Consider the following 24,145-nt stretch of genomic DNA (forward strand, 5'->3'; position numbering starts at 1 on the left):
TCAGCCTAGGAACGCCCGGCGCGGGACGCACCCTGGACGGGAACCGCCCCGGGGCACTAGCTTCCGGCGCCATGACGTCCATGGGGAAGACGAGACGAATGATGTCGGTGGGGCTGATCGGGGCGGCGCTCGCGCTGAGCCTGGCGGCCCCGGCGCGTGCCGGGGAGACCCCCACGGCCGCGGCCGGCTGGCAGCTGACACCGACCGGCACCGACGCCCGCTTCCGCGGGCTCGCGGCGGTCGACCACAGGACCGCCTGGGCCGCGGGCTCCCGGGGCACGGTGCTGCGCACCACCGACGGCGGCCGGAGCTGGCGGAACGTATCACCGCCCGGTGCGGAGGAGCTGGAGTTCCGCGACGTGGAGGCCTTCGACGCCCGCCGGGCCGTCGTCCTCGCCATCGGGGAGGGCGAGGCCTCCCGCCTGCTGCGCACCGAGGACGGCGGCGCGACCTGGACGGAGTCCTTCCGGAACACCGATCCGCGCGCCTTCTACGACTGCGTCACCTTCTTCGACCGGCGGCACGGACTCGCCATGAGCGACCCCGTCGACGGGAAGTACCGCATCCTCTCCACCAGCGACGGAGGGCGCTCCTGGCAGGTGCTGCCGAGCGCCGGGATGCCGGACGCCCTGCCCGGCGAGGCCGGATTCGCGGCGAGCGGCCAGTGCCTCGTGTCGTCCGGGCCCCGGGACGTCTGGCTCGCGACGGGGGGCGGGGCCACGGCCCGCGTGCTCCACTCCGCCGACCGCGGGCTGACCTGGACCGCCACCGCCACACCCGTCCCCGCCGGGGACCCGGCGCGGGGAGTCTTCGGACTCGCCTTCCGCGACCGCCACCACGGCATCGCCGTCGGCGGCGACTACCGCAAGGACCAGCCGTCCCCGAGCGCGGGGGCGGTCACCGAGGACGGCGGCCGGACCTGGCGCCCCTCGGACACGCCCCCGCCCGCCTACCGCTCCGGCGTCGCCTGGCTCCCGCACAGCAGGACGGCCGCTCTCGCCGTCGGCCCGACCGGCACGGACCTGACGACCGACGGCGGCCGCACCTGGCGCACGGTCGACACCGGCTCGTACGACACGGTGGACTGCACGCCGGACGGCGCGTGCTGGGCCTCGGGGGAGAAGGGCCGCATCGCCCACCTCGGACGCCGCTGAGGCGCCGCCGGGAGGCCCGCCATACCGCGCGGGCATCCCTCAGGAGGGCAACTGCTCCCGGAACGAAGCGAGTTCCTCGGCCGTCTTGGTCGCGTAGAACTCCGTGATCCGGTACGCGCACACGCCCTCGACGCTGAACGGGTCGGCCGCCGCGATCGCCTCGATCTCCGCGCGGCCGACCCCGGCGGCCAGGATCACCCCGCCGTCCCGCGGGTTCTTCCGGCCGGAGGCGATGAACACCCCGGCGGCGTACTGCGCGTCCAGCCACTCGACGTGCGCGCCGAGGAGCGCGTCCGCGCGCTCGACGGGCGCGGTGTAGGTCAATTCCAGTACGAACATGATCGCCAGGCTACCGGGCGCGCTCCGGACGCCGCCGGGGCGTTCCAGCCCTCGGAACCCGGGTCGTAGGGTGACACGCACTATGACGATCATCGGGATTCCGGCGGGCTGGCCCGCCGACGAGGACGCCGCACGGGCCGTCCAGCAGGAGCTCCGCGGGCGCATCGTGCTCGACGAGGAGGGGCCGGCGGTCGGCGAGGGCCACGTCACGGGGCTCGACGTGGCCTACGACGACGAGCGCGATCTCGTCGCCGCCGCGGCCGTCGTCCTCGACGCCCGGACGCTCGACGTGGTCGAGGAGGCCACGGCCGTCGGCCGCGTCTCCTTCCCGTACGTCCCCGGACTCCTCGCCTTCCGGGAGATCCCGACCGTGCTCGCCGCGCTCGGCTCCCTGACCGCCGACCCCGGCCTCCTCGTCTGCGACGGCTACGGTCTCGCCCACCCCCGCCGCTTCGGGCTCGCGAGCCATCTCGGGGTGCTCACGGGGCGGCCGTCCATCGGCGTCGCCAAGAACCCCTTCACCTTCACCTACGAACAACCCGGCACGGAGCGCGGCGAGTTCAGCGCCCTGCTCGCCGACGGCGAGGAGGTGGGCCGGGCCCTGCGGACCCAGGCGAGGGTGAAACCCGTCTTCGTCTCCGTCGGCCACCGGGTCTCCCTCGACCGCGCCGCCGCCCACACCCTCCACCTCGCCCCGCGCTACCGCATCCCCGAGACCACCCGCCACGCCGACTCCCTCTGCCGCAGGGCGCTCAAGGAAGCACTCGGGAGTACCTGAGTACGCGTACGGATACCGCGTCACGTTCCCGCCCGGCAGAGTGGTGCCCATGACAACACCCCTTTCCGTTCCGCCGCGTTCCGCGGGTCGCGGCCTGACCCTGACCCTCGCCACCGCCGGACTCGTCGTCCTGGCCTGGGTCTGCGCCATGCTCTACGTCGTCGCCGCCTGGGTCCTCGCGTGATCGGGCGACTGCGGTGCCTCGTGCTCGACTGCCCCGACGCACGGGAACTGGCGCTGTTCTACCAGCGGTTGATCGGTGGCGAGGTCGAGAGCCCCGATCCCCGGTGGGCCGTCGGCGAGGGGTCCGCCGTCCTGCGCGGAGGCGGCGGCCCGGCCCTCGCCTTCCAGGACGTGGCCGACCACCGCCCGCCCGTCTGGGGCGCGCCCGAGCAGCAGTTCCACCTCGACGTACGCGTCGACGACCTGGCCGCCGCGCACGAAGCCGTGCTCGCGCTCGGGGCCACCCCGCTCGACGGAGGGGGCGCCGACCCGGCCTGGCGCGTCTACGCCGACCCGGCAGGCCACCCCTTCCGCCTCGTACGCCTCTGATCCGCCGGGCGGATCAGCCCCGGTGCGCCACCCGGAAGCGGATGCCCGCCGCCCGGAGCCGCTCGATCAGCGCGTCGCCCATCGCCACCGCCGTCGTCACCTGGCCGGCCGTCTTCGGCAGCGGGTCGAAGGCGAGACAGAGCGCCGACTCGGCGAGCATCCTGGCCGTCTCGTCGTACCCCGGGTCGCCGCCCGAGACCTCGGTGAAGACCCGGCGTCCACCGCCCTCGCCGACGAACCGCACCGAGAACCAGCTGCGGGCGCGCCGCTCCGCGGACGGGCCCTGCCCCGGCTGGTAACGCTCCATCAGCCAGCGTCGCACCGGGGGGATTTGGGCTGCGACCACGCCCGCGCCGACCGCCGCCACGCCACCGAGGGCCATCGGGAGCGTCTTCGCGGAGGCGTAGTGCCGGTAGCGGAAGTCCGGCCCGTACCGGTCGAGGGCGGCGGCCGAGCGGGCCACCACCTGCGGATCGAGCGTCGGCAGCGGCAGCGCCCAGGTGCCCGTCTCCCCGCTGAACCGGGGGCCGCCCAGCGGTGCGTGGGCCCGGCGCCCCACCAACCGCGGTGTATGCAGGCGCCGTTCGCGCGCGGCTCCCAGGACCTGTCGGCCCCGGCCGAGCGCGGTCAGCGCCGAGGCGAAGGTGCCGCCGGAGAAGGTGGCCCCGACCCGGACGAAACCGTCGACGCGGAGCGGTACGCCCTCCGGGAGCTGCCGTACGGTGAAGTACGCGCCCAGGTCGTGCGGGACGGAGTCGAAGCCGCAGGCGTGCACGATGCGGGCCCCGGTCTCGCGGGCACGCGCGTCGTGGCGCACGTACATCCGGTCCACGAACTCGGCCTCCCCGGTGAGGTCCACGTAGTCCGTACCGGCCTCCGCGCAGGCGGCGACCAGCCCCTCCCCGTACCAGACGTAGGGACCGACCGTCGTCGCCACCACCCGGGCGGACCCGGCGAGCGCGCGCAGCGAATCCGGGTCGCCGGCGTCGGCGACGAGCAGCGGCAGATCCGCGCAGTGGGGCCACCGGGCGGCGAGCCGTTCGCGCAGGGCCGTGAGCCCGGCCCGGTTGCGGCCCGCGAGCGCCCAGCGGCACTCCGCGGGGGCGTGCTCGGCCAGATACTCCGCGGTGAGCCCGCCCACGAACCCGGTGGCCCCGAAGAGAACGACGTCGTACGGCCGCACGCCGGCCCCGGCCCCCGCTTCGGCCTCGGGCCGCGTTTCGGCCTCGGACTGTGCGTGGGCCCCGGCGCCCGCTTCGGCCCCGGACCGCGCCCCGGCCTCGTACCGTCCATCGGCCCCCGACCGCGCTCCGTCGCCCTCCGGTCCCGCTCCGGCCCCGCGCCCCGCGCCCGCCCCTGTCTCCATCCAGCCCCTCATTTCGGCCGTACCGCGACTCCGCCGCGCGGTTGTCGTCGGCGGAGGATAGCGGAAGTCCGCGCCGCCGTGATTTCCAAGCGCTTGCTCGGCCGGGGGGCTTGTGCCGAGTGGAACACGTTCCTAGCATCTCCGGTGTTACATCATTGGTGTCACACACTCCTGGGGGCTCGATGAGCACGACGCACACCGCCCGGAACGGCCCCCTCTCCGGGGTGCGCGTGGTCGAGCTCGCCGGCATCGGCCCGGGCCCCTTCGCCACCATGCTCCTCGCCGACCTCGGCGCCGACGTCGTCCGCGTCGACCGCCCCGGCGGCCCCGGCCTCGGCATCGACCCGACCCGGGACCTCACCAACCGCAACAAGCGCTCCGTCCTCGTCGACCTCAAGGCCGAGGACGGCCCCGCCACCGTGCTCGACCTCGTCGCGCGCGCCGACATCCTGGTCGAGGGCTACCGGCCCGGCGTCGCCGAACGCCTCGGCGTCGGCCCCGAGCCCTGCCTCGCCCGCAACCCGCGGCTCGTCTACGGCCGGATGACCGGCTGGGGCCAGGACGGACCGCTCGCCGCGACCGCGGGACACGACATCGGCTACATCGCGATCACCGGCGCCCTCGGCATGATCGGCCCCGATCCGGACGGCCCGCCCACGGTCCCCGCCAACCTCGTCGGCGACTACGCGGGCGGCTCCCTCTACCTCGTCATCGGCGTCCTCGCCGCCCTCCAGCACGCGCGTGCGCACGGCGAGGGCCAGGTCGTCGACGCCGCCATCGTCGACGGCACCGCCCACCTCACGACCATGATCCACGGCATGCTGGCGGCCGGCGGCTGGCAGGACCGGAGGGGGGTCAACCTCCTCGACGGCGGCTGCCCCTTCTACGGCGTCTACGAGACCTCCGACGGCGGACACATGGCGGTCGGCGCCCTGGAAGAGCGGTTCTACGCGGAGTTCGTCCGCCTCCTCGGCATCGAGGAGGCCGCCCCCGCCCGCCACGCCCCCGCCCGCTGGCCCGAACTGCGCGAGGCCGTCGCCGAGCGCTTCCGGAGCCGTACGCGCGCGGAGTGGACCGCCGACTTCGACGGCAGCGACGCCTGCGTCGCCCCCGTCCTCTCGCTGCGCGAGGCCCCCGGCCACCCCCACCTGGCCGCCCGCGCCACCTTCACCGAGCACGCGGGCCTCACCCAGCCCGCGCCCGCACCCCGCTTCTCCGTCACCCCCGGCACCCTCCGCACGGGCCCCGCCCTGCCCGGTGCCGACACCGCCGCCGTCGCCCGCGACTGGGCCGTCCCCTCTCTGGGGGGTGCCCGGCGGATCAGGGCCGGGGGCGCGGCGTCTGGCACGGCACCTCGCGGAGTTGCCGAAACGCCCCAATAGTCCCCCGTAGCCCTTCGGGCACGGGAGGTACCCCCACCGCTATGAGGACGCTCCGGCGCCTTGCGATGTACCGCACCAGACGCCGCGCCCTCTCCGACCCTGATCCGCCGGACACCCCCCCAGACCCAGGAGACCGAAGCATGAAGCGCCAGCTCTACACCGCCGACCACGAGGCCTTCCGCGCGACCGTCCGGACCTTCCTGGCCAAGGAGGTGCTGCCCCACTACGAGCAGTGGGAGAAGGACGGCATCGTCGCCCGGGATGCCTGGCGCGCCGCCGGACGGCAGGGGCTGCTCGGGCTCGCCGTCGACGAGGAGTACGGAGGGGGTGGCAACCCCGACTTCCGCTACGGAGCCGTCCTGGCCGAGGAGTTCACCCGGGCCGGCGCCCCGGGCCTCGCCATCGGGCTGCACAACGACATCATCGGCCCGTACCTCACCTCGCTCGCCACCGAGGAGCAGAAGCGGCGGTGGCTGCCCGGCTTCTGCTCCGGCGAGCTCGTCACCGCCATCGCCATGACCGAACCCGGCGCGGGCTCCGACCTCCAGGGCATCCGCACCACCGCCGAGGACCACGGCGACCACTGGATCCTGAACGGCTCCAAGACCTTCATCTCCAACGGCATCCTCGCCGACCTCGTGGTCGTCGTCGCCCGGACCACCCCCGAGGGCGGCGCGCACGGCCTCTCCCTCCTCGTCGTCGAGCGCGGCGCCGAGGGCTTCGAACGCGGCCGCAACCTCGACAAGATCGGCCAGAAGTCCCAGGACACCGCCGAGCTCTTCTTCCGCGACGTGCGCGTCCCCAAGGAGAACCTGCTCGGCGAGCTCAACGGCGCCTTCCTGCACCTGATGACCAACCTCGCCCAGGAGCGCCTGGCCATCGCCGTCGCGGGCATCGCCGGGGCGGAGCACCTCCTGGAGATCACCACCCGGTACGTCAAGGAGCGCGAGGCCTTCGGCCGGCCGCTCGCCAAGCTCCAGCACATCCGCTTCGAGATCGCCGAGATGGCCACCGAGTGCGCCGTCACCCGGACCTTCGTCGACCGCTGCATCGCCGAGCACACCGATCCGGACGGAGCCGGTCTCGACGCCGTCCACGCCTCCATGGCCAAGTGGTGGGCGACCGAACTCCAGAAGCGGGTCGCCGACCGCTGCCTGCAACTGCACGGCGGATACGGCTACATGAGCGACTTCCCGGTCGCCCGCGCCTACACCGACGGCCGGATCCAGACCATCTACGGCGGCACCACCGAGATCATGAAGGAGATCATCGGCCGTTCCCTCCTCGGCTGACCTCCGTCCCGCAACGCCCCCGCACCGCCCTCACACCCTCATCGCGAAAGGCTTTCCGTGAGCACCGAAGCGTACGTGTACGACGCGATCCGCACCCCGCGCGGACGCGGCAAGGCCAACGGCTCCCTGCACGGCACCAAGCCCATCGACCTGGTCGTCGGCCTCATCCGGGAGATCCAGTCCCGCAACCCCGACCTCGACCCCGCCGCGATCGACGACATCGTCCTCGGCGTCGTCGGCCCGGTCGGCGACCAGGGCTCCGACATCGCCCGGATCGCCGCCATCGCCGCCGGACTCCCCGACACCGTCGCCGGCGTCCAGGAGAACCGCTTCTGCGCCTCCGGCCTCGAAGCGGTCAACATGGCCGCGATGAAGGTCCGCTCCGGCTGGGAGGACCTCGTCCTCGCCGGTGGCGTCGAGTCCATGTCCCGGGTGCCGATGGCCTCCGACGGCGGCGCCTGGTTCGCCGACCCGATGACCAACCTCGACACCAACTTCGTCCCTCAGGGCATCGGCGCCGACCTCATCGCCACCCTGGAGGGCTTCACCCGCCGCGACGTCGACGAGTACGCCGAGCTCTCCCAGGAGCGCGCCGCCGAGGCCTGGAAGGACGGGCGCTTCGCCCGCTCCGTCGTCCCCGTCCTGGACCGCAGCGGCCTCGTCGTCCTCGACCACGACGAGTACATGCGCCCCGGCACCACCGCCGACTCGCTGGCCCGCCTCAAGCCCTCGTTCGCCGACATCGGCGAGCTGGGCGGCTTCGACGCCGTGGCCCTGCAGAAGTACCACTGGGTCGAGGAGATCGACCACGTCCACCACGCGGGCAACTCCTCCGGCATCGTCGACGGCGCCTCCCTCGTCGCCATCGGATCGAAGGAGGTCGGCGAGCGGTACGGACTGACCCCGCGCGCCCGGATCGTCTCGGCCGCGGTCTCCGGCTCCGAGCCGACCATCATGCTCACCGGCCCCGCCCCGGCCACCCGCAAGGCCCTCGCCAAGGCCGGCCTGACCATCGACGACATCGACCTGATCGAGATCAACGAGGCCTTCGCCGCCGTCGTCCTCCGCTTCGTCAAGGACATGGGCATCTCCCTGGACAAGGTCAACGTCAACGGCGGCGCCATCGCCCTCGGCCACCCGCTCGGCGCCACCGGCGCGATGATCCTCGGCACCCTCGTCGACGAGCTGGAGCGCCAGGACAAGCGCTACGGCCTGGCCACCCTCTGCGTGGGCGGTGGCATGGGCATCGCCACCATCGTCGAGCGCGTCTGACCGTCCCGTCCTCACCCCTCTTACGGAACCTCTTACGGAGAGCACCCGATGACCGCACAGCCGACGAGCTCCACCATCCGCTGGGAGCAGGACGAGACCGGGATCGTCACCCTCGTACTCGACGACCCCGATCAGTCCGCCAACACCATGAACCAGGCCTTCCGGGCCTCGATCACCGCGATCGCCGACCGCGTGGAGGCCGAGAAGGACTCCATCCGGGGCATCATCTACACCTCCGCCAAGAAGACCTTCTTCGCCGGCGGCGACCTCAAGGACATGGTCAAGGCGGGCCCCGAGCACGCGCAGGGCATCTTCGACGGCGCCATCGAGATGAAGAACGCCCTGCGCCGCATCGAGAAGCTCGGCAAGCCGGTCGTCGCCGCGATCAACGGCGCCGCGCTCGGCGGCGGCTACGAGATCGCCCTCGCCTCCCACCACCGCGTCGCCCTCGACGCCCCCGGTTCCAAGATCGGCCTGCCCGAGGTCACCCTCGGCCTGCTGCCGGGCGGCGGCGGCGTCGCCCGCACCGTACGCCTCATGGGCATCACCGACGCCCTGCTCAAGGTCCTGCTCCAGGGCACCCAGTACACCCCCAAGCGTGCCCTCGAGAACGGCCTCGTCCACGAGGTGGCCCGTACAGCCGAGGAGATGATGGCCAAGGCCATCGCCTACATCGACGCGCACCCCGAGTCCCACCAGCCCTGGGACGTCCCGGGCCACCGGATCCCCGGCGGCACCCCGTCGAACCCGAAGTTCGCCGCCAACCTCCCGGCCTTCCCGGCCAACCTGCGCAAGCAGCTGAACGGCGCGCCCTACCCGGCGCCGCGCGCCATCATGGCCGCCGCCGTCGAGGGCTCCCAGGTCGACTTCGAGACGGCCCTGACCATCGAGAGCCGGTACTTCACCGAGCTGGTCGTCGGCCGGACCGCGAAGAACATGATCCAGGCGTTCTTCTTCGACCTCCAGGCCGTCAACTCCGGCGCCAGCCGCCCCAAGGGCGTCGCGCCCCGCCAGGTCCGCAAGGTCGCCGTCCTCGGCGCCGGCATGATGGGCGCCGGCATCGCGTACTCCTGCGCCCGCGCCGGGATCGAGGTCGTCCTCAAGGACGTCACCGCCGAGTCCGCCGCCAAGGGCAAGGCCTACAGCGAGAAGCTCTGCGCCAAGGCAGTCGCCCGGGGCCGTACGACGCAGGAGAAGGCCGACGCGCTCCTCGCCCGCATCACCCCCACCGCCGACCCGCAGGCCCTCGCCGGCTGCGACGCGGTCATCGAGGCGGTCTTCGAGGACACGTCCCTCAAGCACAAGGTCTTCCAGGAGATCCAGGGCGTCGTCGCCCCCGACGCGCTGCTCTGCTCCAACACCTCGACCCTGCCGATCTCCGTCCTCGCCGAGGGCGTCGAGCGCCGGGCCGACTTCATCGGCCTGCACTTCTTCTCGCCCGTCGACAAGATGCCGCTCGTCGAGATCATCAAGGGCGAGCAGACCGGCGACGAGGCCCTCGCCCGCGCCTTCGACCTGGTCCGGCAGATCAACAAGACCCCGATCGTCGTCAACGACTCGCGCGGCTTCTTCACCTCCCGGGTGATCGGCCACTTCATCAACGAGGGCGTCGCCATGATCGGCGAGGGCATCGAGCCCGCCTCCGTCGAGCAGGCCGCCGCCCAGGCCGGCTACCCGGCCAAGGTCCTCTCCCTCATGGACGAGCTGACCCTGACCCTGCCCCGCAAGATCCGCAACGAGACCCGGCGCGCGATCGAGGAGGCCGGCGGCGCATGGGCCACCCACCCGGGCGAGGCCGTGATCGACCGCATGGTCGACGAGTTCGGCCGCCCCGGACGGAGCGGCGGCGCGGGCTTCTACGAGTACGCGGAGGACGGCAGGCGCGGGAAGCTCTGGCCCGGGCTGCGCGAGCACTTCACCAAGCCCGGGTACGAGATCCCCTTCCGCGACATGCAGGAGCGGATGCTGTTCTCCGAGGCCCTGGACACCGTCCGGCTCCTGGAGGAGGGCGTCCTGACCTCGGTCGCCGACGCCAACATCGGCTCCATCATGGGCATCGGCTTCCCGGCCTGGACCGGCGGCGTGCTCCAGTACATCAACGGCTACGAGGGCGGTGTCGCCGGATTCGCGGCACGCGCGCGTGAGCTGGCCGCGACCTACGGCGAGCGGTTCGAGCCCCCGGCCCTCCTGGTGGCGAAGGCCGAACGCGGCGAGGTCTTCACCGACTCCTGAACGCGGCGCGCAGCTCCTCACGGAGCGAGCGCTGGAAGGCCGTGACCAGGGCCTGGACCACCATCGGCTGCATATGGGCCGAGAGCGACCGCATGGCGTTGAGGTGGTCCGGGTCCTCGGCGCTCTCCCGGTACGGGTTCCACACCTCGTCCCGGAAGAGCCGGGAGAGCTCCTGGGCGGCGGCGCGCGCGTGCTCCAGGAGGACGGTTCGGGAGGCGAGGATCGTCTCGTGCTCGATCGGCACGTCGAGGAGCTCGACCCCGAGCCGCAGCAGCGTCCCGTCGAGCCGGAAGAGGTCGGCGTCGCCGGTCCGGTCCAGCACCCCCATCGCGGCGAGCCGGGCCACGTCCTGCTCGGTCAGGGGCCGCCCGGCGCGCCGCTCCAGCTCGCGCAGGGTGATCTCCTCGGCGGACTCGGGCGCCCAGGAGGCGACCAGGGCCCGGTGGATGGCCAGGTCCTGCTCGCTGAGATCGGCCGGCAGCTGCTCCAGGTACCGCTCGATAGCGGCCAGCGTCATGCCCTGCCGCTGGAGCTCCTCGATCAGCGCGAGCCGCGCCAGATGCCCGGGCCCGTAGTGTCCGACCCGCCGGGCCCCGATGACGGGCGGCGGCAGCAGCCCCCGGGTCCCGTAGAACCGCACGGTCCGCACCGTGACCCCGGCCCGCGCGGCCAGCTCGTCGACCGTGTAGCTCGGCTCGTGCTCCTCGTCGCTCCCGACGCCCATCCGAGGTGCCTCGCTTCCCCTGCCGCCGACCCGCCTGTCCGGGTCACTTGGACAGTATTGCTGTCTCACCAGCTGTGTAAAAGACTGCGGCACTTGTCAGTGGCGGCCCGTAGCGTGATCGACATGAACGGGATCACGTACGTCCGGGGGGACGCGACCGCACCGCACGCCAAGGGCGTCAAGATCGTCGCGCACGTCTGCAACGATCTCGGGGGCTGGGGCAAGGGCTTCGTCCTGGCGGTCTCACGCCGCTGGAGCGAGCCGGAGGCGGCCTACCGGCAGTGGCACCGCGACCGCGCGCGAAACGACTTCGGCCTCGGCGCCGCGCAGTTCGTCCAGGTCGAGTCGTACGTCTGGGTGGCCAACCTGGTGGGCCAGCGGGGGATGCGCACCGGGCGGAGCAGCGGCGTACCCGTGCGGTACGAGGCGATCGACGCCGCGCTCGGGCTGCTGGCCGACCGGGCGACCGGGCTGGGGGCCTCGGTGCACATGCCGCGCATCGGATGCGGACTCGCGGGTGGCTCCTGGGCGCGGGTCGAGCCGCTGGTCGTCCGGCGGCTGGTGGACCGGGGGATACCGGTCACCGTGTACGACTTCGGCGGGTAAGGGGCGCGGGGAGCGGGCGGTGGTGGGGATGTGGGCTCGTGGGGGCTAGAGTCTGCGGCTGTTCGAATCGGGGGAACGGGAAACAGGGGAGTCAGATGTACACGCAACTCAGGGAGACGGCCGCGGAGTTGGCCGGGGTCCTGTGGCGGGAGCACACCGTCTACCGGGAACGGGGCGGCGGTGTGGTGATCCGGGGCGAGCACGTGGGCCGCTGGATAAGCCTCGGTCCGACCGGGGGCAAGGACCAGGCGCTGCTGCGCGCCGGGCGGCTGCTCGACGGGGGGACCACGGCCCCGGCCCGTACCGAGGTGGTCGTCGACCTGACGGCCGGGACGGCGGAGCTGGCGGCGGTCTGCCGCAGCCTGCTCGCCGACGTCGCGGCGGTCGCCGAGCCGGCCCCCGTCCCGTCGGGACGGTCCGGTCGGTCCGGTCGGGCGGGAGCGTCCGGGAGACAGGGAAAGCCGGGTCGGGCGGCGCGTGCCGCCCGACCCGGCCGGCCCCGTAAGGGGCGGCACACGAGCCTGGGTTCCTTCGTCGTGCTGCTCTGCGTCGCCGGTGTGCTCGGTGCCTGGCTCTACAGCCTCTTCGGCGGGTCCGGCTACTGAGCCGAGTCCGCCGCCGCTCCGGTCAGAAGCCGGTGACCGGGTAGTGGTCGCTGAGGTTGGTGTACGTGTACCGCGTGCCCCAGCTGGAGACCGTCCACGGGGCGCTCTGCTCCAGGACCACGTGGTTGGTCCAGCCGGCGGGGCGGGCGTTCCCGGCGCGGTGGAGGACGTAGTCGAGGTCCTCGCGCGGGTCGTCCGGGTAGCGCTCGGAGGCGATCGAGTTCAGCTCGGTGTCGAAGGAGTAGGGGTGGCCGGTGCGGGCGTCGGCCCCCACCAGGCCGGCGTCGGCGAGCATCGTGCCGTACTCGGGCGTGTGCGAGTCGACGTTCATGTCGCCCGCGACGATCACCTGCTCGTTCGCCGGGATGTTCTTGGCGTCGAGGAAGGCGTCCATCGCCTTGAACTGGCGGCTGCGCATCTGCGCCGCCTCGCCCGCCGAGCAGCCCGGGTCGGTGGACTGGGCGTGGGTGCCGACGACGTGGACCCGGCTGCCGTTGACGTCCAGGACGGTGTAGACGAAGCCCTTGTTCGAGTACCAGTCGGCGCCGCAGGCGTCCTTGTACACGTACTGCTCCTTGCGGACGATCGGCCACTTGCTGAAGATCGTCACCCCGCCGTCCTCGGGTGTGGTCGCCGAGTAGGCCCCGCCGGTGGCGTCCCAGCCGGTCTTGCTGCGGCCCATGACCGGGGTCTGGTGCGGGTACTGCGCGGCGGCGTTCGCCTTGAGCGCGTCGGAGGAGGAGTTGTCGAAGGCCTCCTGGATCACGACCACGTCCTGCCCCTGGAAGAAGGAGGCGGCGGGGATCGCCTTCGCCCGGTGGTCCTGTCCCCAGTTCGGGTAGAGCGTCTTGGAGAAGAGGAACGCGTTGTAGCTGAGCACCTTCAGGCGCGGGGTCTCGGTGGCGGACGCGGTCGTGGCGGTCGCGGCCGGTGCGGTGGCCGCCAGGGTGGCGGCGGCGAGCGCGAGGGAAAGTGCGGCGCCGGGGGCGCGGCGGAGCGCGGCGAAGGACACAGGAACTCCCATGGATACGTGGGGGGTTGGACTGGCGCCGCATATACAATCAGTCGTGGTTACCTTCCGGTAGCCTTTGGGTGCCGGGAATCTTGACGGGCGCGCACGAGCGCGCCAACTCTCTTCCCAGTGTCTGAATTGTCCTCATTTGAGCCAGGTAGAATGCGCGCATGACCCTCGCCAGTAACCCCACTGTCTTCGAAATGGACCTTGGTCCTCTCAACCCCGTCTGGGCCGAGCTCATCCTCGGGCTGGTGCTGTTCGCGCTCACCTTCCTCATCCTGGCCAAGGGGATCCTGCCCAAGATCCGGCGCACCCTCGACGAGCGTGAGGACGCCATCGACGGCGGCACCGAGCGCGCCGACGAGCTGCGCTCCGAGGCCACGCAGATCCGCGAGCAGTACGAGGCGGAGCTCGCCGAGGCCCGCCACGAGGCCGCGCGCATCCGCTCCCGGGCCACCGAGGAGGGCTCGGCCGCCATCGCCGCCGCCCGCGCCGAGGGCAACGCCGAGCGCGAGGCCATCATCGCCGCCGGCTCCGCGAAGATCGCCGCCGAGCGCGCCGCCGCCGAGCGCGAGCTCAACGCGGACGTCGAGGCCTGGGCCCACGCCCTCGCCAGCCGTATCGTCGGCGAGCCGGTCGGCGCCGACCGCGGCTGACCCACCGGACCCCACGAAGGGGCCGTCGCCCGGGCAGCGGAACGCCCGGGTGACGGCCCCTTCGCCATGGGTGCAGCCTGGACGTGTGAGGAGAACAGCCCCATGAGCCGCCCGCAGGAGACCCCGGACCGGGCCCCGGTCGACGACCCCGTACCGCCGCCCGTCGGCGGGGTGCTGTGGAGCGTCGCCGGCGACATCCGGGCGCTCCTCATGCTGCCCGCCGCCCTCGCCATGCAGGTCGCCCACCCCGCGATCGGCGCCGGGGTCGACGAGCACTCCGTCTTCCGCACCGACCCCTGGGGCCGCGGCGAACGCTCCCTGCGCTCGGTCCAGCTCTGGGTGTACGGCGGCGAGGAGGCCGCCGAGGAAGGCCGCCGCCTGCGGAAACTGCACCGCGACATCCGGGGCACCGACGCCCACGGCCGCACGTACCACGCCCTCACCCCCGCCTACTACTCCTGGGTCCACGCGACCGGCTTCCCCGTCTACCGGTACGGGCTCGGCCTCCTCGCCCGCCCCCTCACCGAGGCCCAGGAACGGCAGCTGTACGCCGAGTGGCTCCAGGTCGGACACGTCCTCGGCATCCACGACCGGGACATGCCGCAGACGGTGGAGGCCTTCTGGCCGTACTACCGGAAGGTCCTCGCCGAGGAGCTGGAGGCCACCGTCGTGGTCCGGGAGCTGCTCGACCCCGACCTGCCGGTGCCCGCCCCGGACCGGGGGCCGCCGCCCCTGCGGCTCGCGCTCCGCCTCCTCTGGCCCGTCCTGCGCCGCCCGTTCCTGCGGCTGCGGGCCTTCCTCACCGTGGGTCTGATGCCGCCGGACGCCCGGGAGGCCATCGGCCTGGAGTGGACGGAGGAGCAGGAGCGGGCGCTGCGCCGGTTCGCCCGGGTCGTCCGGGCCGTGGTCCCCGTCCTCCCCGAGCGGCTGCGCTATCTGCCCCTGGCCCGGAAGGCGCGCGAGGCCGCCCGCCGCGCGAAGCGCTGACGGACGGCCTCTGACGCGGGCCCGTGATGCGGGCCCCGGACGTGGGTCCGGGTGTGTACCCCGGACGCGCGCCCCGGGTGTGTACCCCCGGGGCGCCGGCCCGGCCCGACTCAGTGCTTGTCGTGGCCCTGGTGCTCGTCGTGGTCGTGGACCGTGTTCGTCGCCGCGATCTTCTTCCACGACTTCGGCTGCACGGGCCGGGGAGCGGCCGACGGGGCGGCCGACCGTGCGGCCGGACCCGCTGCCGGCGCCGCCGCGGGGGCGGAGAGACCGGCCGCGGCCGCCGTCGGCGCGGACGGCTTCGACGGCTGGTACAGCCAGGTGTCGAAGAGCCCGGCCAGCGGCTTGCCGGAGACGCGCTCCGCGTACCGCACGAAGTCGGCGACGCGCGCGTTGCCGTAGGCGAACTCCTGCGGCCAGCCCTTCAGGATCGCGAAGAAGTCCTCGTCGCCGATCTCGTTGCGCAGCGCCTGCAGCGCCAGCGCGCCCCGGTCGTAGACGGCGATGTGGAACTGGTTCTCCGCGCCCGGGTCACCCGGCTTGACCGTCCAGAACGGGTCCTCGGCCGTCCGCGTGGCGTAGACGTAGTCCGCCAGCTCCTGCGCCGTGCCCTCGCCCTCCTTCTCCGACCACAGCCACTGGCTGTAGCGGGCGAAGCCCTCGTTGACCCAGATGTCCTTCCAGTCCTGTACGGAGACGCTGTCGCCGTACCACTGGTGAGCCAGCTCGTGGACGACCACCGACACGTTCGCGCCGTTGGCGAACTGCCGGGGGCTGTAGAACGGGCGGGTCTGCGTCTCCAGGGCGTAACCGCTGGTCACGTTCGGCACGTACCCGCCGAGGGAGTTGAAGGGGTACGGCCCGAAGACCGACTCCAGCCACTCCGCGACCTCGGTCGTGCGCTCGATCGAGGCGCGCGCCGCGCCCGCGTTGTCGCCGAGGTCCTTGCTGTACGCGTTGAGGACCGGCAGCCCGTTCGCCGTCCTGTCCGTCGTGATGTCGAACCTGCCGACGGCGAGCGTGGCCAGGTAGGTCGCCTGCGGCTTGTTGGAGCGCCAGTTGAAGCGGGTCCAGCCGAGCCGCGAGGACTGCGACTGGAGCACGCCGTTGCTGATGGCCTGGGTGCCGTCCGGCACGGAGACGGAGACGTCGAAGGTGGCCTTGTCCAGCGGGTGGTCGTTGGACGGGAACCACCAGATGGCCGAATCCGGCTCCTGCGCGGCGACACCGCCGTCCGGGGTGCGGGCCCAGGCCGACCAGCCGTCGACCTTGAACTCGGAGGGCTTGCCCGCGTAGCGGACGACGACCGAGATCGCCTTGTTCTTCTCCAGGGGCGCGGCCGGGGTGACCTCCAGCTCGTGGTCGCCCGAGGTGGTGAACTTCGCGAGGCGGCCGTTGACGCGGACCTCGCTGACCTTCAGACCGAGGTCGAGGTTGAACCGGGACAGGTTCTGCTTCGTCGTGGCGAGGATCGTCGCCGTGCCTTCGAGCAGGTCGGTCTCCGGCTGGTACTTCAGGCGCAGGTCGTAATGGGAGACGTCGTAGCCGCCGTTGCCGCTGGCGGGGTAGTAGGAGTCGCCGATACCCGGGGCCCCAGGGACGAAATCGGCCGCCGATGCCGGGATCGCCAGCAGCAGGGAGGCCGCGAGGGCGCTCGGAACGATGATTCTGCGGTGCACAGGTGCTCCCCAAGTCATAAGAAACGTAAGACGCGCGGGTGGTCGTCGGTCCTTATTCCGGACCCTATTCAGCCTCCCGACGCACCGTCACGTCCAGAGGACCCCCTGTCACACGATCGCCATTCGGCCGACATGAACCGTCCGTCACCCGAATCCCTCCGGCACTCTTTTGCGCGGGAGTTGACCGGGGTACGTTCCGGCCCATGCCGATGCGAAAGCGGAGAACCCGCGGAGCCCGACTGCCGTACGGAACCCTCGTGGCCGCGGCCACGGCCGCCCTGCTCGCGACCCTGGTCACCCCGGCCGGCGCGCAGCCCGAGCCTTCCGCGACCGCCGTGCCCTCCGGGGCGGCAGCGGCCGCCGCCGAATCCGCGGCCTCCGTGCGCGAGTCACGGCCCGTCCACTCGTACGCCGACGCCGTCCGCGAGTCCGTCTGGGTCGACACCGGACTCGACGGCGACGGGGACGGACGCGGCGACCGGGTCGCCGTCGACATCGTCCGTCCCCGGGAGCCCGCCGCGGCCGGCCGGAAGATCCCGGTCATCATGGACGCCAGCCCGTACTACGCCTGCTGCGGACGCGGCAACGAGGGCCAGAAGAAGACCTACGACGCCGACGGGAACCCCGTCCAGTTCCCGCTCTTCTACGACAACTACTTCGTCCCGCGTGGCTACGCCTTCGTCGCCGTCGACCTCGCCGGCACCAACCGCTCCGACGGCTGCGACGACGTCGGCGGCCGCTCCGACGTCCGGTCCGCCAAGGCCGTCGTCGACTGGCTGAACGGCCGCGCCCACGGCTACACCACCCGCACCGGCACAGGCCGGGCCGCCGCCACCGGCTGGAGCACCGGCAACGTCGGCATGATCGGCAAGAGCTGGGACGGCACCATCGCCAACGGCGTGGCCGCCACCGGCGTCGAAGGGCTGAAAACGATCGTTCCGATCGGAGCCATCTCCTCCTGGTACGACTACTTCCACTCCCAGGGCGCCCCGCTCTACAACGCCAACCCGAGCTGGCTCTCCGACTACGTGAACAGCCCCGACGCGCGGGCCCGCTGCGGAGCCGTCCAGGACCGGATCACCGAGGCCACCCCCTACAGCGGCGACTGGACCCCCGCCTGGAGCGAGCGCGACCATGTGCGGGACGCCTCCAAGGTGAAGGCCAGCGTCTTCGTCGTCCACGGACAGCAGGACCTGAACGTCCGCGCCAACCAGTTCGGCCAGTGGTGGGACGCGCTCGGCGCCCGGGGCGTCGAGCGGAAGATCTGGCTCTCCCAGACCGGCCACGTCGATCCCTTCGACTTCCGGCGCGCCGACTGGGTCCGCACCCTCCACCGCTGGTTCGACCACTACCTCCTCGGTTACGACAACGGCATCGACCGCGAGCCGGTCGCCGACATCGAGCGCGCCCCGGACCGCTGGACCACCGACCGGCACTGGCCGCCGCGCGTCACCGGGACCACCACCCTGCGACCCGCCCCGGGCGCCGCACCCGGCGTCGGCACCCTCGGCCGGAGCCCGGCGGCACCCGGCAGCACCGAGACCTTCACCGACGACCCGAGCCTCGGAGAGACCGACTGGGCGGCCCGGATCGACGGCACGACCCCCGAGAAGGCCGGGTTCGTCACCCGTCCGCTCTCCCGTGAGCTGCGGATCTCCGGCTCCTCCAAGGTGACGGTCACCGCCACCCCGACGACCGCCACCGCGCACCTCTCCGCCGTCCTCGTCGACCTCGGCCCGGACACGATCCGCGACTACGCGGCGGCGGGGGAGGGCATCACCACGCTGACCGACCGCACCTGCTGGGGCGCCAGCGCCCCCGGCGACAGCGCCTGCTTCAAGGAGACCCGGGCCCGCACGGCGGACGTCGGCTTCACGGTCGTCAGCCGCGGCTGGGCCGACCTCGGCACCTGGGCGGACCCCCGTCAGGAGCGGCCGCTGACCCCCGGCAGGGCGTACACCATGACGATCCGGCTCGCCGCCACCGACCACGTCGTGCCCGCGGGCCACCGCCTCGCCCTGATCGTCGGCGGTACCGACAGGGACCTGCTCGACCCTCCGTCGACGACACCGACCCTGACGCTCGACCTCGCCCGTACCTGGGCGAAGCTGCCGCTGGTCGGCGGTGCGGACGCCTTCGCCCGGGCGACGACGGGACCGGCCCCCTCGGTGCTCGCACCGCCCACCGCCGCACCGTGGCTGAGCGGCTCCGTACCGCCGGCCGGGGTCACCGGACCGCGACTCCCCGGCACCGGAGCGGCCCGATGAGATTCCTTACCGCACACCGCAGTTCGCGCCGCGTGCTCGCCCTCGCGGCGGGCGCCGCCGCCCTCACCCTGCCGCTCGTCACCGTCCCCGCCAAGGCGGCGGACAGCGCGTCCCGGCCCCCGCTCCCGCACACCGGCTTCGAGACGAGCCACGGGGCCCGGTGGACCACGGAGGCCGAGGAACGGGACTTCCTCGCGGCCGTCGACCGGGGGAGCGACCGGGTGTCGGTCCGCACGATCGGCACCACGGCGCAGGGCAGGCCGCTGCGGCTCGCCACCCTCGGCACGGGCCGCACCGGCACCACCGTCCTCCTCGTCTGCAGCCAGCACGGCGACGAACCCGCGGGCCGCGAGGCCTGCCTGAGCGTGCTGCGCGACCTCTCCCAGGCGCAGGACGCGGAGACCCGGCGCTTCCTCGCCCGTACCACCCTCCTCGTCGTCCCCACCGCCAACCCCGACGGCCGGGAGGCCGACACCCGGGGCAACGGCGACGGCATCGACGTCAACCGCGACCACATCGCCCTGCGCACCGCCGAGGCGCGGGCCGTGGCCGCCGTGATCCGCGACCGGCGCCCCGAACTCGTCTACGACCTGCACGAGTACGGAGCCACTCCGCGGTACTACGAGAAGGAGCTGCTCGCCCTCTGGCCCCGCAGCCTCGACGCCGACCCGCACGTCCACGACGAGTCCCGGACGCTCTCGGAGTCCTACGTCCGGCCCGCCGCCGGGCTCGCCGGATACAGCACCGGCATCTACGGCATCTGGACCGACCCGCTCACCGGCAAGCCGGTCAAGCAGGTCGCGGGCGACGGCCAGGAGCGGATCCTGCGCAACACGGCCGGCATCAAACACTCCGCCGGCCTGCTCGTCGAGACCCGGGTGGACGCGCTCGACGAGGCGGAGAAGAACGACCCGGCCCGCAATCACCGGCGGCGCGTCGCCACCCAACGGGTCGCTCTGGAAGGTGCGTTCGCCTATGTCGACGAGCGGCGCGGGCCGCTCACGGCGGCCACGGCGGCCGCCCGGCACACCGGATTCGCCGACCGGGGGCCGGTCTTCCTCGGCGGCGCCGACAACGACCCGCCGGAGCCGGAGGAGATCCTCGCCGACCCGCCGTGCGGCTACCGCCTGGACGCCGCGCAGTACGCCGAGGCGGGCGACGAACTCGCCCTGCACGGAGTCACCGTCCGGCCGGACGGTGCCGGGGTGTTCGTGCCGCTGCGGCAGTCGCAGCGCGCGCTCGTCCCCCTGCTCCTCGACGCGCGGGCCACCTATCACCTCGTCAGTGGGAGTCCTGTGAAGGAATGTTGACGGTCGGGTGCCGGGTACGGCCAATGGCGTGAAACCGACTTCCGGGCAGGTAAAGTTACCGACCGGTACTGACCATGCCTCGAACCGGCTCACAAGGCCGGGAAGTTGGAGAACCACCATGCACCACGCGACGTCCCTGCGCCGCACCCTGACGGCCGTGCTCGCCACGACGCTGCTCGCCGGAGGCGTGCTGCTCGGGCAGACGGCCACCGCCGAGCCCGCGTCCGCGGCCACGATCAGCTGCAACATCAACAAGCTGCGGACCGACGCCCGCAAGGAGCGCGACCGGGCGAACCAGCTCAAGCGCCTCGGCGCCACGACGGAGGCCCGCAAGGCCATCGCCCGCGCCGACGCCCTGGAGCGCCGCGCCAAGCAGTGCGCCGACGCGGAGAACAACAGCCGCCCGCCGCTCTGGCAGTAGCGGGTCACGCGGGGCGGGTACGGTCCGGGGGGTCGTACCCGCCCCGCGCCTTTTCCGGGGCGGGTCGCATCCGCCCCGGGACGGCCGCGAGGCCGGCCGTACGCCGGCTCCGCCGCCCGCTCGGCCCTACGGGGCTTCACCGCCCGCTCAGCCGTACGCCGGCCCCGTCGCCCCCTCGGCCCTACGCCGGGGCTCCGCCGCCCGCTCAGCCGAACGCCAACTCCGCCGCCCGCTCCGCGCAGCCCCAGGCCACCGTCACCCCCGCGCCCCCGTGCCCGTAGTGGTGCACCAACCGGCCTCCGCCCGGCAGCGGCACCGCCTCGATCCGCACGCCACCCATTCGCGCGGGCCGCAGCCCCACCCGGTGCCCGAGGACCCGCGCCCCCGCGATCTCCGGCCGGACCCGCGCGCACCGCGCGACGATCGCCGCCGCCGTCGCCGGATCGGGGTCGAGCCCCTCCGCGCCCTCCTCGGTCGTACCGCCGAGCACCAGCCGCCCCGGCTGCGGGAAGAAGTACGTCGCCTCGCCCGCCCCGGCGTCCGGAGACGTGAACCACTCCTCGACGCCCGGGTTCTCCACGAGCACCAACTGCCCCCGCACCGGCCGCAGTCCGGCGTCCGGCACGAGCTCCCGCGCACCGAACCCCGCGCAGTCGACGACCACCCGCGCCCGCGCCGCCGCCTCCTCGAACCCGGTGACCGTACGCCGCTCGAAGACCCCGCCCGCGGCCTCGAACCGGCCCCGCAGCCACGTCAGATGGACCGGCATGTCGATGAGCGGCAGCCGGGCCGCGAGACCCGTGCCGTACGGCCCCGGCACCTCCTCCGGAGCCAGCCGGCGCAGCCCCGGCACCTCCTTCGCCCACGCGCCGAGACCGTCCAGGACCGTGTCCGCGTGGACCCCGGCCACCCACCGCACCCCCGTGCGCTCCGGATCGGCCGCCAGCTCCCCGTAGACCCGGAGCGAGGCGAGCGCCCACGCGCCGACCTCCGCCGCGGGCTCGATCCGGTAGGGCCACCACAGGGCACCCGCCACCGCCGAGGTCGTCGCCGTCACGTCGTCCCGTGACCAGATCCGCACCCGGAGTCCACGCTCGGCGAGGGTCACCGCCGTCGTCAGCCCGATGACCCCGCCGCCCACCACGATCACGTCGCTGTCCATGGCCGGGACCGTACCGGGACCGGGACATTTCCGGGACTCCACAGCCATGGAACGGGCCCCGGACCGGGGAAATACTTCCTTCATGCCGCCCGCGTACACGACCTTCGATCTCACCGGCCCTCACCGCGACACCCCCGATCTCGTGGTCGACGGCAGGCCCCTGCTCCACCGGCTCGACGAGGTCGAGGGTGTCGACGCCGTCTCGCCGCTGGCCTCGGACCTCCCGCCCGTCGTCCGCGCCGAGCACGTCCACGCGCTGCTCCTCGACGCCGAGCCCCCGCACGCCGCCGGACGCCGCCGCACCGTGTACTCCTGCCCCGAGTGCGTGGACCCCGGCTGCGGCAGCGTCACCGCCTTCGTCGAACGCGACGGCGAGGACGTCGTCTGGCGCGACTTCGCCTGGCAGACCACCGGACCCGGACCCACCGGACCCGGACCCGCCGGACCCGGACCCGGCCGACCCGTACCCGGCGGCCCGGGCGACCCCGTAGACCTGGAGCGCGACGGCTACCCGGGCGTCGGCCCGTACCGCTTCCACGGCGACACCTACCGGGCCGTCCTCCTCCGTCTCCTCGACGACCCGGCGGCCGGGCCCCCGCACGTACGGCTCGCGGCGACCACCGCCGCCTGACCGGGCGGACCCGCTCCCGCCGGGGTGAGGGCGTGCCGGTCGGCGCGCCCCCGCCGTCGCCTAGGATTCGTACCCTCATGACTGCAACCCTCGTCGCCAAGGACCTCGCCGCCGGCCACGGCGAACGCACCCTCTTCGCCGGGCTCGACCTCGTCGTCGCCCCCGGTGACGTCATCGGCCTCGTCGGCGTCAACGGCGCCGGAAAGTCCACGCTGCTGCGGCTGCTCGCCGGGCTCGACGCCCCGGAGGAGGGCGAGCTGCGGCTCTCCCCGCCCACCGCCGGCGTCGGCCACCTCCCGCAGGAGCCCGAGCGGCGCGCCGGGGAGACCGTGCGCGAGTTCCTCGCCCGCCGCACCGGCGTCTCCGCCGCCCAGACCGCCATGGACGAGGCCACCCAGGGCCTCGTCGACGGGACGCCCGGCGCCGACGACGCGTACGCGACGACGCTGGAGCGCTGGCTGAACCTCGGCGGCGCCGACCTCGACGAGCGCGCCGAGGAGGTCGCCGACTCCCTCGGGCTCACCGTCGGACTCGACCAGCCGATGACCTCGCTCTCCGGCGGCCAGGCCGCCCGCGCCGGCCTCGCCTCGCTCCTCCTCTCCCGCTACGACGTCTTCCTGCTCGACGAGCCCACCAACGACCTGGACCTCGACGGTCTGGAGCGCCTGGAGACCTTCGTGAAGGGGTTGCGCGCCGGGACGGTCGTCATCAGCCACGACCGCGAGTTCCTCACCCGCACCGTCACCAAGGTCCTCGAGCTGGACCTCGCCCAGCAGCAGATCACCCTGTACGGCGGCGGTTACGACGCGTACCTCGACGAGCGCGACACCGCCCGGCGCCACGCGCGCGAGGACTTCGAGGAGTACGCCGGCAAGAGGGCCGCCCTCGAAGCGCGCGGCCACATGCAGCGGTCCTGGATGGACAAGGGCGTCAAGAACGCCCGCCGCAAGGCCACCGACGGCGACAAGCTCGGCCGCAACGCCCGCAGCGAGGCCAGCGAGAAGCAGGCCGCCAAGGCACGGCAGACCCAGCGCATGATCGAGCGCCTCGACGTCGTCGAGGAGCCCCGCAAGGAGTGGGAGCTGCGCATGGAGATCGCCGCCGCCCCGCGCTCCGGCTCGGTGGTGGCGACCCTGCGCGAGGCCGAGGTGCGCCGCGGCGACTTCGCCTTCGGACCCGTCACGCTCCAGATCGACTGGGCCGACCGGGTCGCCGTCACCGGCGCCAACGGCGCCGGGAAGTCGACGCTGCTCGCCGCCCTGCTGGGCCGGCTCCCGCTGGACTCCGGCGACACGGTCGTCGGCTCGGGCGTCGTCGTCGGCGAGGTCGACCAGGCGCGCAAGCTCTTCCACGGCACCGAGAAGCTCCTGGAGGCGTTCTGCGCGGCCGTGCCCGACACGGAGCCCGCCGAGGTCCGCACCCTGCTCGCCAAGTTCGGGCTGAAGGCCGAGCACGTCCTGCGGCCCGCCACCACGCTCTCCCCGGGCGAGCGGACGCGCGCCGCGCTCGCGCTCCTCCAGGGCCGGGGGGTGAACCTGCTCGTCCTCGACGAGCCGACCAACCACCTGGACCTGCCGGCCATCGAGCAGCTGGAGTCCGCCCTCGACTCGTACACCGGCACCCTGCTCCTGGTCACCCACGACCGGCGCATGCTCGACGCCGTCCGCACCACCCGCCGCATCGAGGTCGCCGACGGCAAGGTCACCGAGCTCTGA

At 73.3% G+C, this 24,145-nt stretch carries 23 protein-coding genes; 17 read left to right on the top strand and 6 right to left on the bottom strand.

What is annotated here, in order from left to right; genetic code table 11:
• The first annotated feature begins 71 nt into the window (after positions 1-71).
• The gene (locus OG361_RS32850) at positions 72-1,154 is read left to right on the top strand and encodes a WD40/YVTN/BNR-like repeat-containing protein (RefSeq protein ID WP_405859333.1); all 1,083 of its coding nucleotides are present in this window, start codon (positions 72-74) and stop codon (positions 1,152-1,154) included.
• A 39-nt stretch (positions 1,155-1,193) separates the two neighbouring features.
• On the opposite strand, the gene OG361_RS32855 is transcribed toward OG361_RS32850, so the two are convergent.
• Complete coding sequence (locus OG361_RS32855; protein ID WP_384569456.1) at positions 1,194-1,493, bottom strand: YciI family protein; 300 nt, start codon at positions 1,491-1,493, stop codon at positions 1,194-1,196.
• Between the two features lie 82 nt (positions 1,494-1,575).
• Between OG361_RS32855 and OG361_RS32860 the strand changes: the two genes are divergently transcribed.
• From OG361_RS32860 to OG361_RS32870, 3 genes are read left to right on the top strand one after another with little or no spacing between them, the layout of a single operon-like run.
• Positions 1,576-2,271, top strand: coding sequence for an endonuclease V (locus OG361_RS32860; protein ID WP_405859335.1), 696 nt, complete (start codon positions 1,576-1,578; stop codon positions 2,269-2,271).
• A 49-nt stretch (positions 2,272-2,320) separates the two neighbouring features.
• Positions 2,321-2,455, top strand: a complete 135-nt coding sequence (gene mmpA / locus OG361_RS32865; protein ID WP_405859337.1) for a morphogenic membrane protein MmpA — start codon at positions 2,321-2,323, stop codon at positions 2,453-2,455.
• On the top strand, positions 2,452-2,823 hold the full coding sequence (locus OG361_RS32870) for a VOC family protein (protein ID WP_405859339.1): 372 nt from the start codon (positions 2,452-2,454) through the stop codon (positions 2,821-2,823). Before mmpA ends, OG361_RS32870 begins: the two co-directional genes overlap by 4 nt.
• A gap of 13 nt (positions 2,824-2,836) precedes the next feature.
• Here OG361_RS32870 and OG361_RS32875 read toward each other — a convergent pair whose 3' ends face one another.
• Positions 2,837-4,189 (bottom strand): saccharopine dehydrogenase family protein, encoded by a 1,353-nt coding sequence (locus OG361_RS32875; RefSeq protein ID WP_405859341.1) that lies wholly within the window; start codon positions 4,187-4,189, stop codon positions 2,837-2,839.
• 182 nt (positions 4,190-4,371) lie between these two features.
• Here OG361_RS32875 and OG361_RS32880 point away from each other — a divergent pair, with 182 nt between their 5' ends.
• The 4 genes from OG361_RS32880 (at position 4,372) to OG361_RS32895 (ending at position 10,367) form a co-directional block, all read left to right on the top strand.
• A complete protein-coding gene (locus OG361_RS32880) occupies positions 4,372-5,571 on the top strand; it encodes a CaiB/BaiF CoA transferase family protein (RefSeq protein WP_405859343.1) in 1,200 nt (399 codons plus the stop codon).
• Positions 5,572-5,711: 140 nt separating this feature from the next.
• Positions 5,712-6,863: an acyl-CoA dehydrogenase family protein gene (locus OG361_RS32885; protein WP_405859345.1), complete on the top strand. Its 1,152-nt coding sequence runs from the start codon at positions 5,712-5,714 to the stop codon at positions 6,861-6,863.
• A gap of 57 nt (positions 6,864-6,920) precedes the next feature.
• Positions 6,921-8,135 carry an acetyl-CoA C-acetyltransferase gene (locus OG361_RS32890; RefSeq protein WP_405859347.1) on the top strand — a complete coding sequence of 405 codons (1,215 nt, stop codon included), beginning with the start codon at positions 6,921-6,923 and terminating at the stop codon, positions 8,133-8,135.
• 48 nt (positions 8,136-8,183) lie between these two features.
• A complete protein-coding gene (locus OG361_RS32895) occupies positions 8,184-10,367 on the top strand; it encodes a 3-hydroxyacyl-CoA dehydrogenase NAD-binding domain-containing protein (RefSeq protein WP_405859349.1) in 2,184 nt (727 codons plus the stop codon).
• Here OG361_RS32895 and OG361_RS32900 read toward each other — a convergent pair.
• A complete protein-coding gene (locus OG361_RS32900; RefSeq protein ID WP_405859351.1) occupies positions 10,354-11,091 on the bottom strand; it encodes a MerR family transcriptional regulator in 738 nt (245 codons plus the stop codon). The genes OG361_RS32895 and OG361_RS32900 overlap by 14 nt on opposite strands.
• Before the next feature lie 123 nt (positions 11,092-11,214).
• Between OG361_RS32900 and OG361_RS32905 the strand changes: the two genes are divergently transcribed.
• Together OG361_RS32905 and OG361_RS32910 are read left to right on the top strand one after the other, a co-directional pair.
• Positions 11,215-11,697, top strand: a complete 483-nt coding sequence (locus OG361_RS32905) for a macro domain-containing protein (protein ID WP_405859353.1) — start codon at positions 11,215-11,217, stop codon at positions 11,695-11,697.
• A gap of 95 nt (positions 11,698-11,792) precedes the next feature.
• Entirely contained in the window at positions 11,793-12,302 is a 510-nt protein-coding gene (locus tag OG361_RS32910; RefSeq protein ID WP_384569423.1) for a hypothetical protein, read from the top strand.
• A gap of 22 nt (positions 12,303-12,324) precedes the next feature.
• On the opposite strand, the gene sph is transcribed toward OG361_RS32910, so the two are convergent.
• Positions 12,325-13,326, bottom strand: a complete 1,002-nt coding sequence (gene sph / locus OG361_RS32915; RefSeq protein WP_405859355.1) for a sphingomyelin phosphodiesterase — start codon at positions 13,324-13,326, stop codon at positions 12,325-12,327.
• 158 nt (positions 13,327-13,484) lie between these two features.
• Here sph and OG361_RS32920 point away from each other — a divergent pair, with 158 nt between their 5' ends.
• Together OG361_RS32920 and OG361_RS32925 are read left to right on the top strand one after the other, a co-directional pair.
• Positions 13,485-13,973, top strand: a complete 489-nt coding sequence (locus OG361_RS32920; protein WP_405859357.1) for a hypothetical protein — start codon at positions 13,485-13,487, stop codon at positions 13,971-13,973.
• Positions 13,974-14,075: 102 nt separating this feature from the next.
• A complete protein-coding gene (locus tag OG361_RS32925; protein WP_405859359.1) occupies positions 14,076-14,960 on the top strand; it encodes an oxygenase MpaB family protein in 885 nt (294 codons plus the stop codon).
• A gap of 110 nt (positions 14,961-15,070) precedes the next feature.
• Here OG361_RS32925 and OG361_RS32930 read toward each other — a convergent pair whose 3' ends face one another.
• Positions 15,071-16,639: a M1 family metallopeptidase gene (locus tag OG361_RS32930; protein ID WP_405859361.1), complete on the bottom strand. Its 1,569-nt coding sequence runs from the start codon at positions 16,637-16,639 to the stop codon at positions 15,071-15,073.
• 203 nt (positions 16,640-16,842) lie between these two features.
• Here OG361_RS32930 and OG361_RS32935 point away from each other — a divergent pair, with 203 nt between their 5' ends.
• From OG361_RS32935 to OG361_RS32945, 3 genes are all read left to right on the top strand, one after another.
• Complete coding sequence (locus tag OG361_RS32935) at positions 16,843-18,906, top strand: Xaa-Pro dipeptidyl-peptidase (RefSeq protein WP_405859363.1); 2,064 nt, start codon at positions 16,843-16,845, stop codon at positions 18,904-18,906.
• Positions 18,903-20,216, top strand: coding sequence for a M14 family metallocarboxypeptidase (locus OG361_RS32940; RefSeq protein WP_405859365.1), 1,314 nt, complete (start codon positions 18,903-18,905; stop codon positions 20,214-20,216). Before OG361_RS32935 ends, OG361_RS32940 begins: the two co-directional genes overlap by 4 nt.
• 118 nt (positions 20,217-20,334) lie before the next feature.
• A complete protein-coding gene (locus OG361_RS32945) occupies positions 20,335-20,637 on the top strand; it encodes a hypothetical protein (protein WP_405859367.1) in 303 nt (100 codons plus the stop codon).
• A 205-nt stretch (positions 20,638-20,842) separates the two neighbouring features.
• On the opposite strand, the gene OG361_RS32950 is transcribed toward OG361_RS32945, so the two are convergent.
• Positions 20,843-21,799, bottom strand: a complete 957-nt coding sequence (locus tag OG361_RS32950; protein ID WP_405859369.1) for an FAD-dependent oxidoreductase — start codon at positions 21,797-21,799, stop codon at positions 20,843-20,845.
• An 82-nt stretch (positions 21,800-21,881) separates the two neighbouring features.
• Here OG361_RS32950 and OG361_RS32955 point away from each other — a divergent pair, with 82 nt between their 5' ends.
• Both OG361_RS32955 and OG361_RS32960 read left to right on the top strand, forming a co-directional pair.
• Positions 21,882-22,430 carry a hypothetical protein gene (locus OG361_RS32955; protein ID WP_405859371.1) on the top strand — a complete coding sequence of 183 codons (549 nt, stop codon included), beginning with the start codon at positions 21,882-21,884 and terminating at the stop codon, positions 22,428-22,430.
• A gap of 77 nt (positions 22,431-22,507) precedes the next feature.
• Positions 22,508-24,145, top strand: a complete 1,638-nt coding sequence (locus OG361_RS32960; RefSeq protein WP_405859373.1) for an ABC-F family ATP-binding cassette domain-containing protein — start codon at positions 22,508-22,510, stop codon at positions 24,143-24,145.

Source organism: Streptomyces sp. NBC_00090 (assembly GCF_045160815.1).
Taxonomy (GTDB): domain Bacteria; phylum Actinomycetota; class Actinomycetes; order Streptomycetales; family Streptomycetaceae; genus Streptomyces.

Excerpts from the sequence above, each read along its gene's own strand:
- OG361_RS32850 (WP_405859333.1), top strand. The coding sequence starts at position 72 with ATGACGTCCATGGGGAAGACGAGACGAATGATGTCGGTGGGGCTGATC.
- OG361_RS32855 (WP_384569456.1), bottom strand. The coding sequence starts at position 1,493 with ATGTTCGTACTGGAATTGACCTACACCGCGCCCGTCGAGCGCGCGGAC.
- OG361_RS32860 (WP_405859335.1), top strand. The coding sequence starts at position 1,576 with ATGACGATCATCGGGATTCCGGCGGGCTGGCCCGCCGACGAGGACGCC.
- mmpA (WP_405859337.1), top strand. The coding sequence starts at position 2,321 with ATGACAACACCCCTTTCCGTTCCGCCGCGTTCCGCGGGTCGCGGCCTG.
- OG361_RS32875 (WP_405859341.1), bottom strand. The coding sequence starts at position 4,189 with ATGGAGACAGGGGCGGGCGCGGGGCGCGGGGCCGGAGCGGGACCGGAG.
- OG361_RS32880 (WP_405859343.1), top strand. The coding sequence starts at position 4,372 with ATGAGCACGACGCACACCGCCCGGAACGGCCCCCTCTCCGGGGTGCGC.
- OG361_RS32885 (WP_405859345.1), top strand. The coding sequence starts at position 5,712 with ATGAAGCGCCAGCTCTACACCGCCGACCACGAGGCCTTCCGCGCGACC.
- OG361_RS32895 (WP_405859349.1), top strand. The coding sequence starts at position 8,184 with ATGACCGCACAGCCGACGAGCTCCACCATCCGCTGGGAGCAGGACGAG.
- OG361_RS32900 (WP_405859351.1), bottom strand. The coding sequence starts at position 11,091 with ATGGGCGTCGGGAGCGACGAGGAGCACGAGCCGAGCTACACGGTCGAC.
- OG361_RS32905 (WP_405859353.1), top strand. The coding sequence starts at position 11,215 with ATGAACGGGATCACGTACGTCCGGGGGGACGCGACCGCACCGCACGCC.
- OG361_RS32910 (WP_384569423.1), top strand. The coding sequence starts at position 11,793 with ATGTACACGCAACTCAGGGAGACGGCCGCGGAGTTGGCCGGGGTCCTG.
- sph (WP_405859355.1), bottom strand. The coding sequence starts at position 13,326 with ATGGGAGTTCCTGTGTCCTTCGCCGCGCTCCGCCGCGCCCCCGGCGCC.
- OG361_RS32920 (WP_405859357.1), top strand. The coding sequence starts at position 13,485 with ATGACCCTCGCCAGTAACCCCACTGTCTTCGAAATGGACCTTGGTCCT.
- OG361_RS32925 (WP_405859359.1), top strand. The coding sequence starts at position 14,076 with ATGAGCCGCCCGCAGGAGACCCCGGACCGGGCCCCGGTCGACGACCCC.
- OG361_RS32935 (WP_405859363.1), top strand. The coding sequence starts at position 16,843 with ATGCCGATGCGAAAGCGGAGAACCCGCGGAGCCCGACTGCCGTACGGA.
- OG361_RS32940 (WP_405859365.1), top strand. The coding sequence starts at position 18,903 with ATGAGATTCCTTACCGCACACCGCAGTTCGCGCCGCGTGCTCGCCCTC.
- OG361_RS32945 (WP_405859367.1), top strand. The coding sequence starts at position 20,335 with ATGCACCACGCGACGTCCCTGCGCCGCACCCTGACGGCCGTGCTCGCC.
- OG361_RS32950 (WP_405859369.1), bottom strand. The coding sequence starts at position 21,799 with ATGGACAGCGACGTGATCGTGGTGGGCGGCGGGGTCATCGGGCTGACG.
- OG361_RS32955 (WP_405859371.1), top strand. The coding sequence starts at position 21,882 with ATGCCGCCCGCGTACACGACCTTCGATCTCACCGGCCCTCACCGCGAC.
- OG361_RS32960 (WP_405859373.1), top strand. The coding sequence starts at position 22,508 with ATGACTGCAACCCTCGTCGCCAAGGACCTCGCCGCCGGCCACGGCGAA.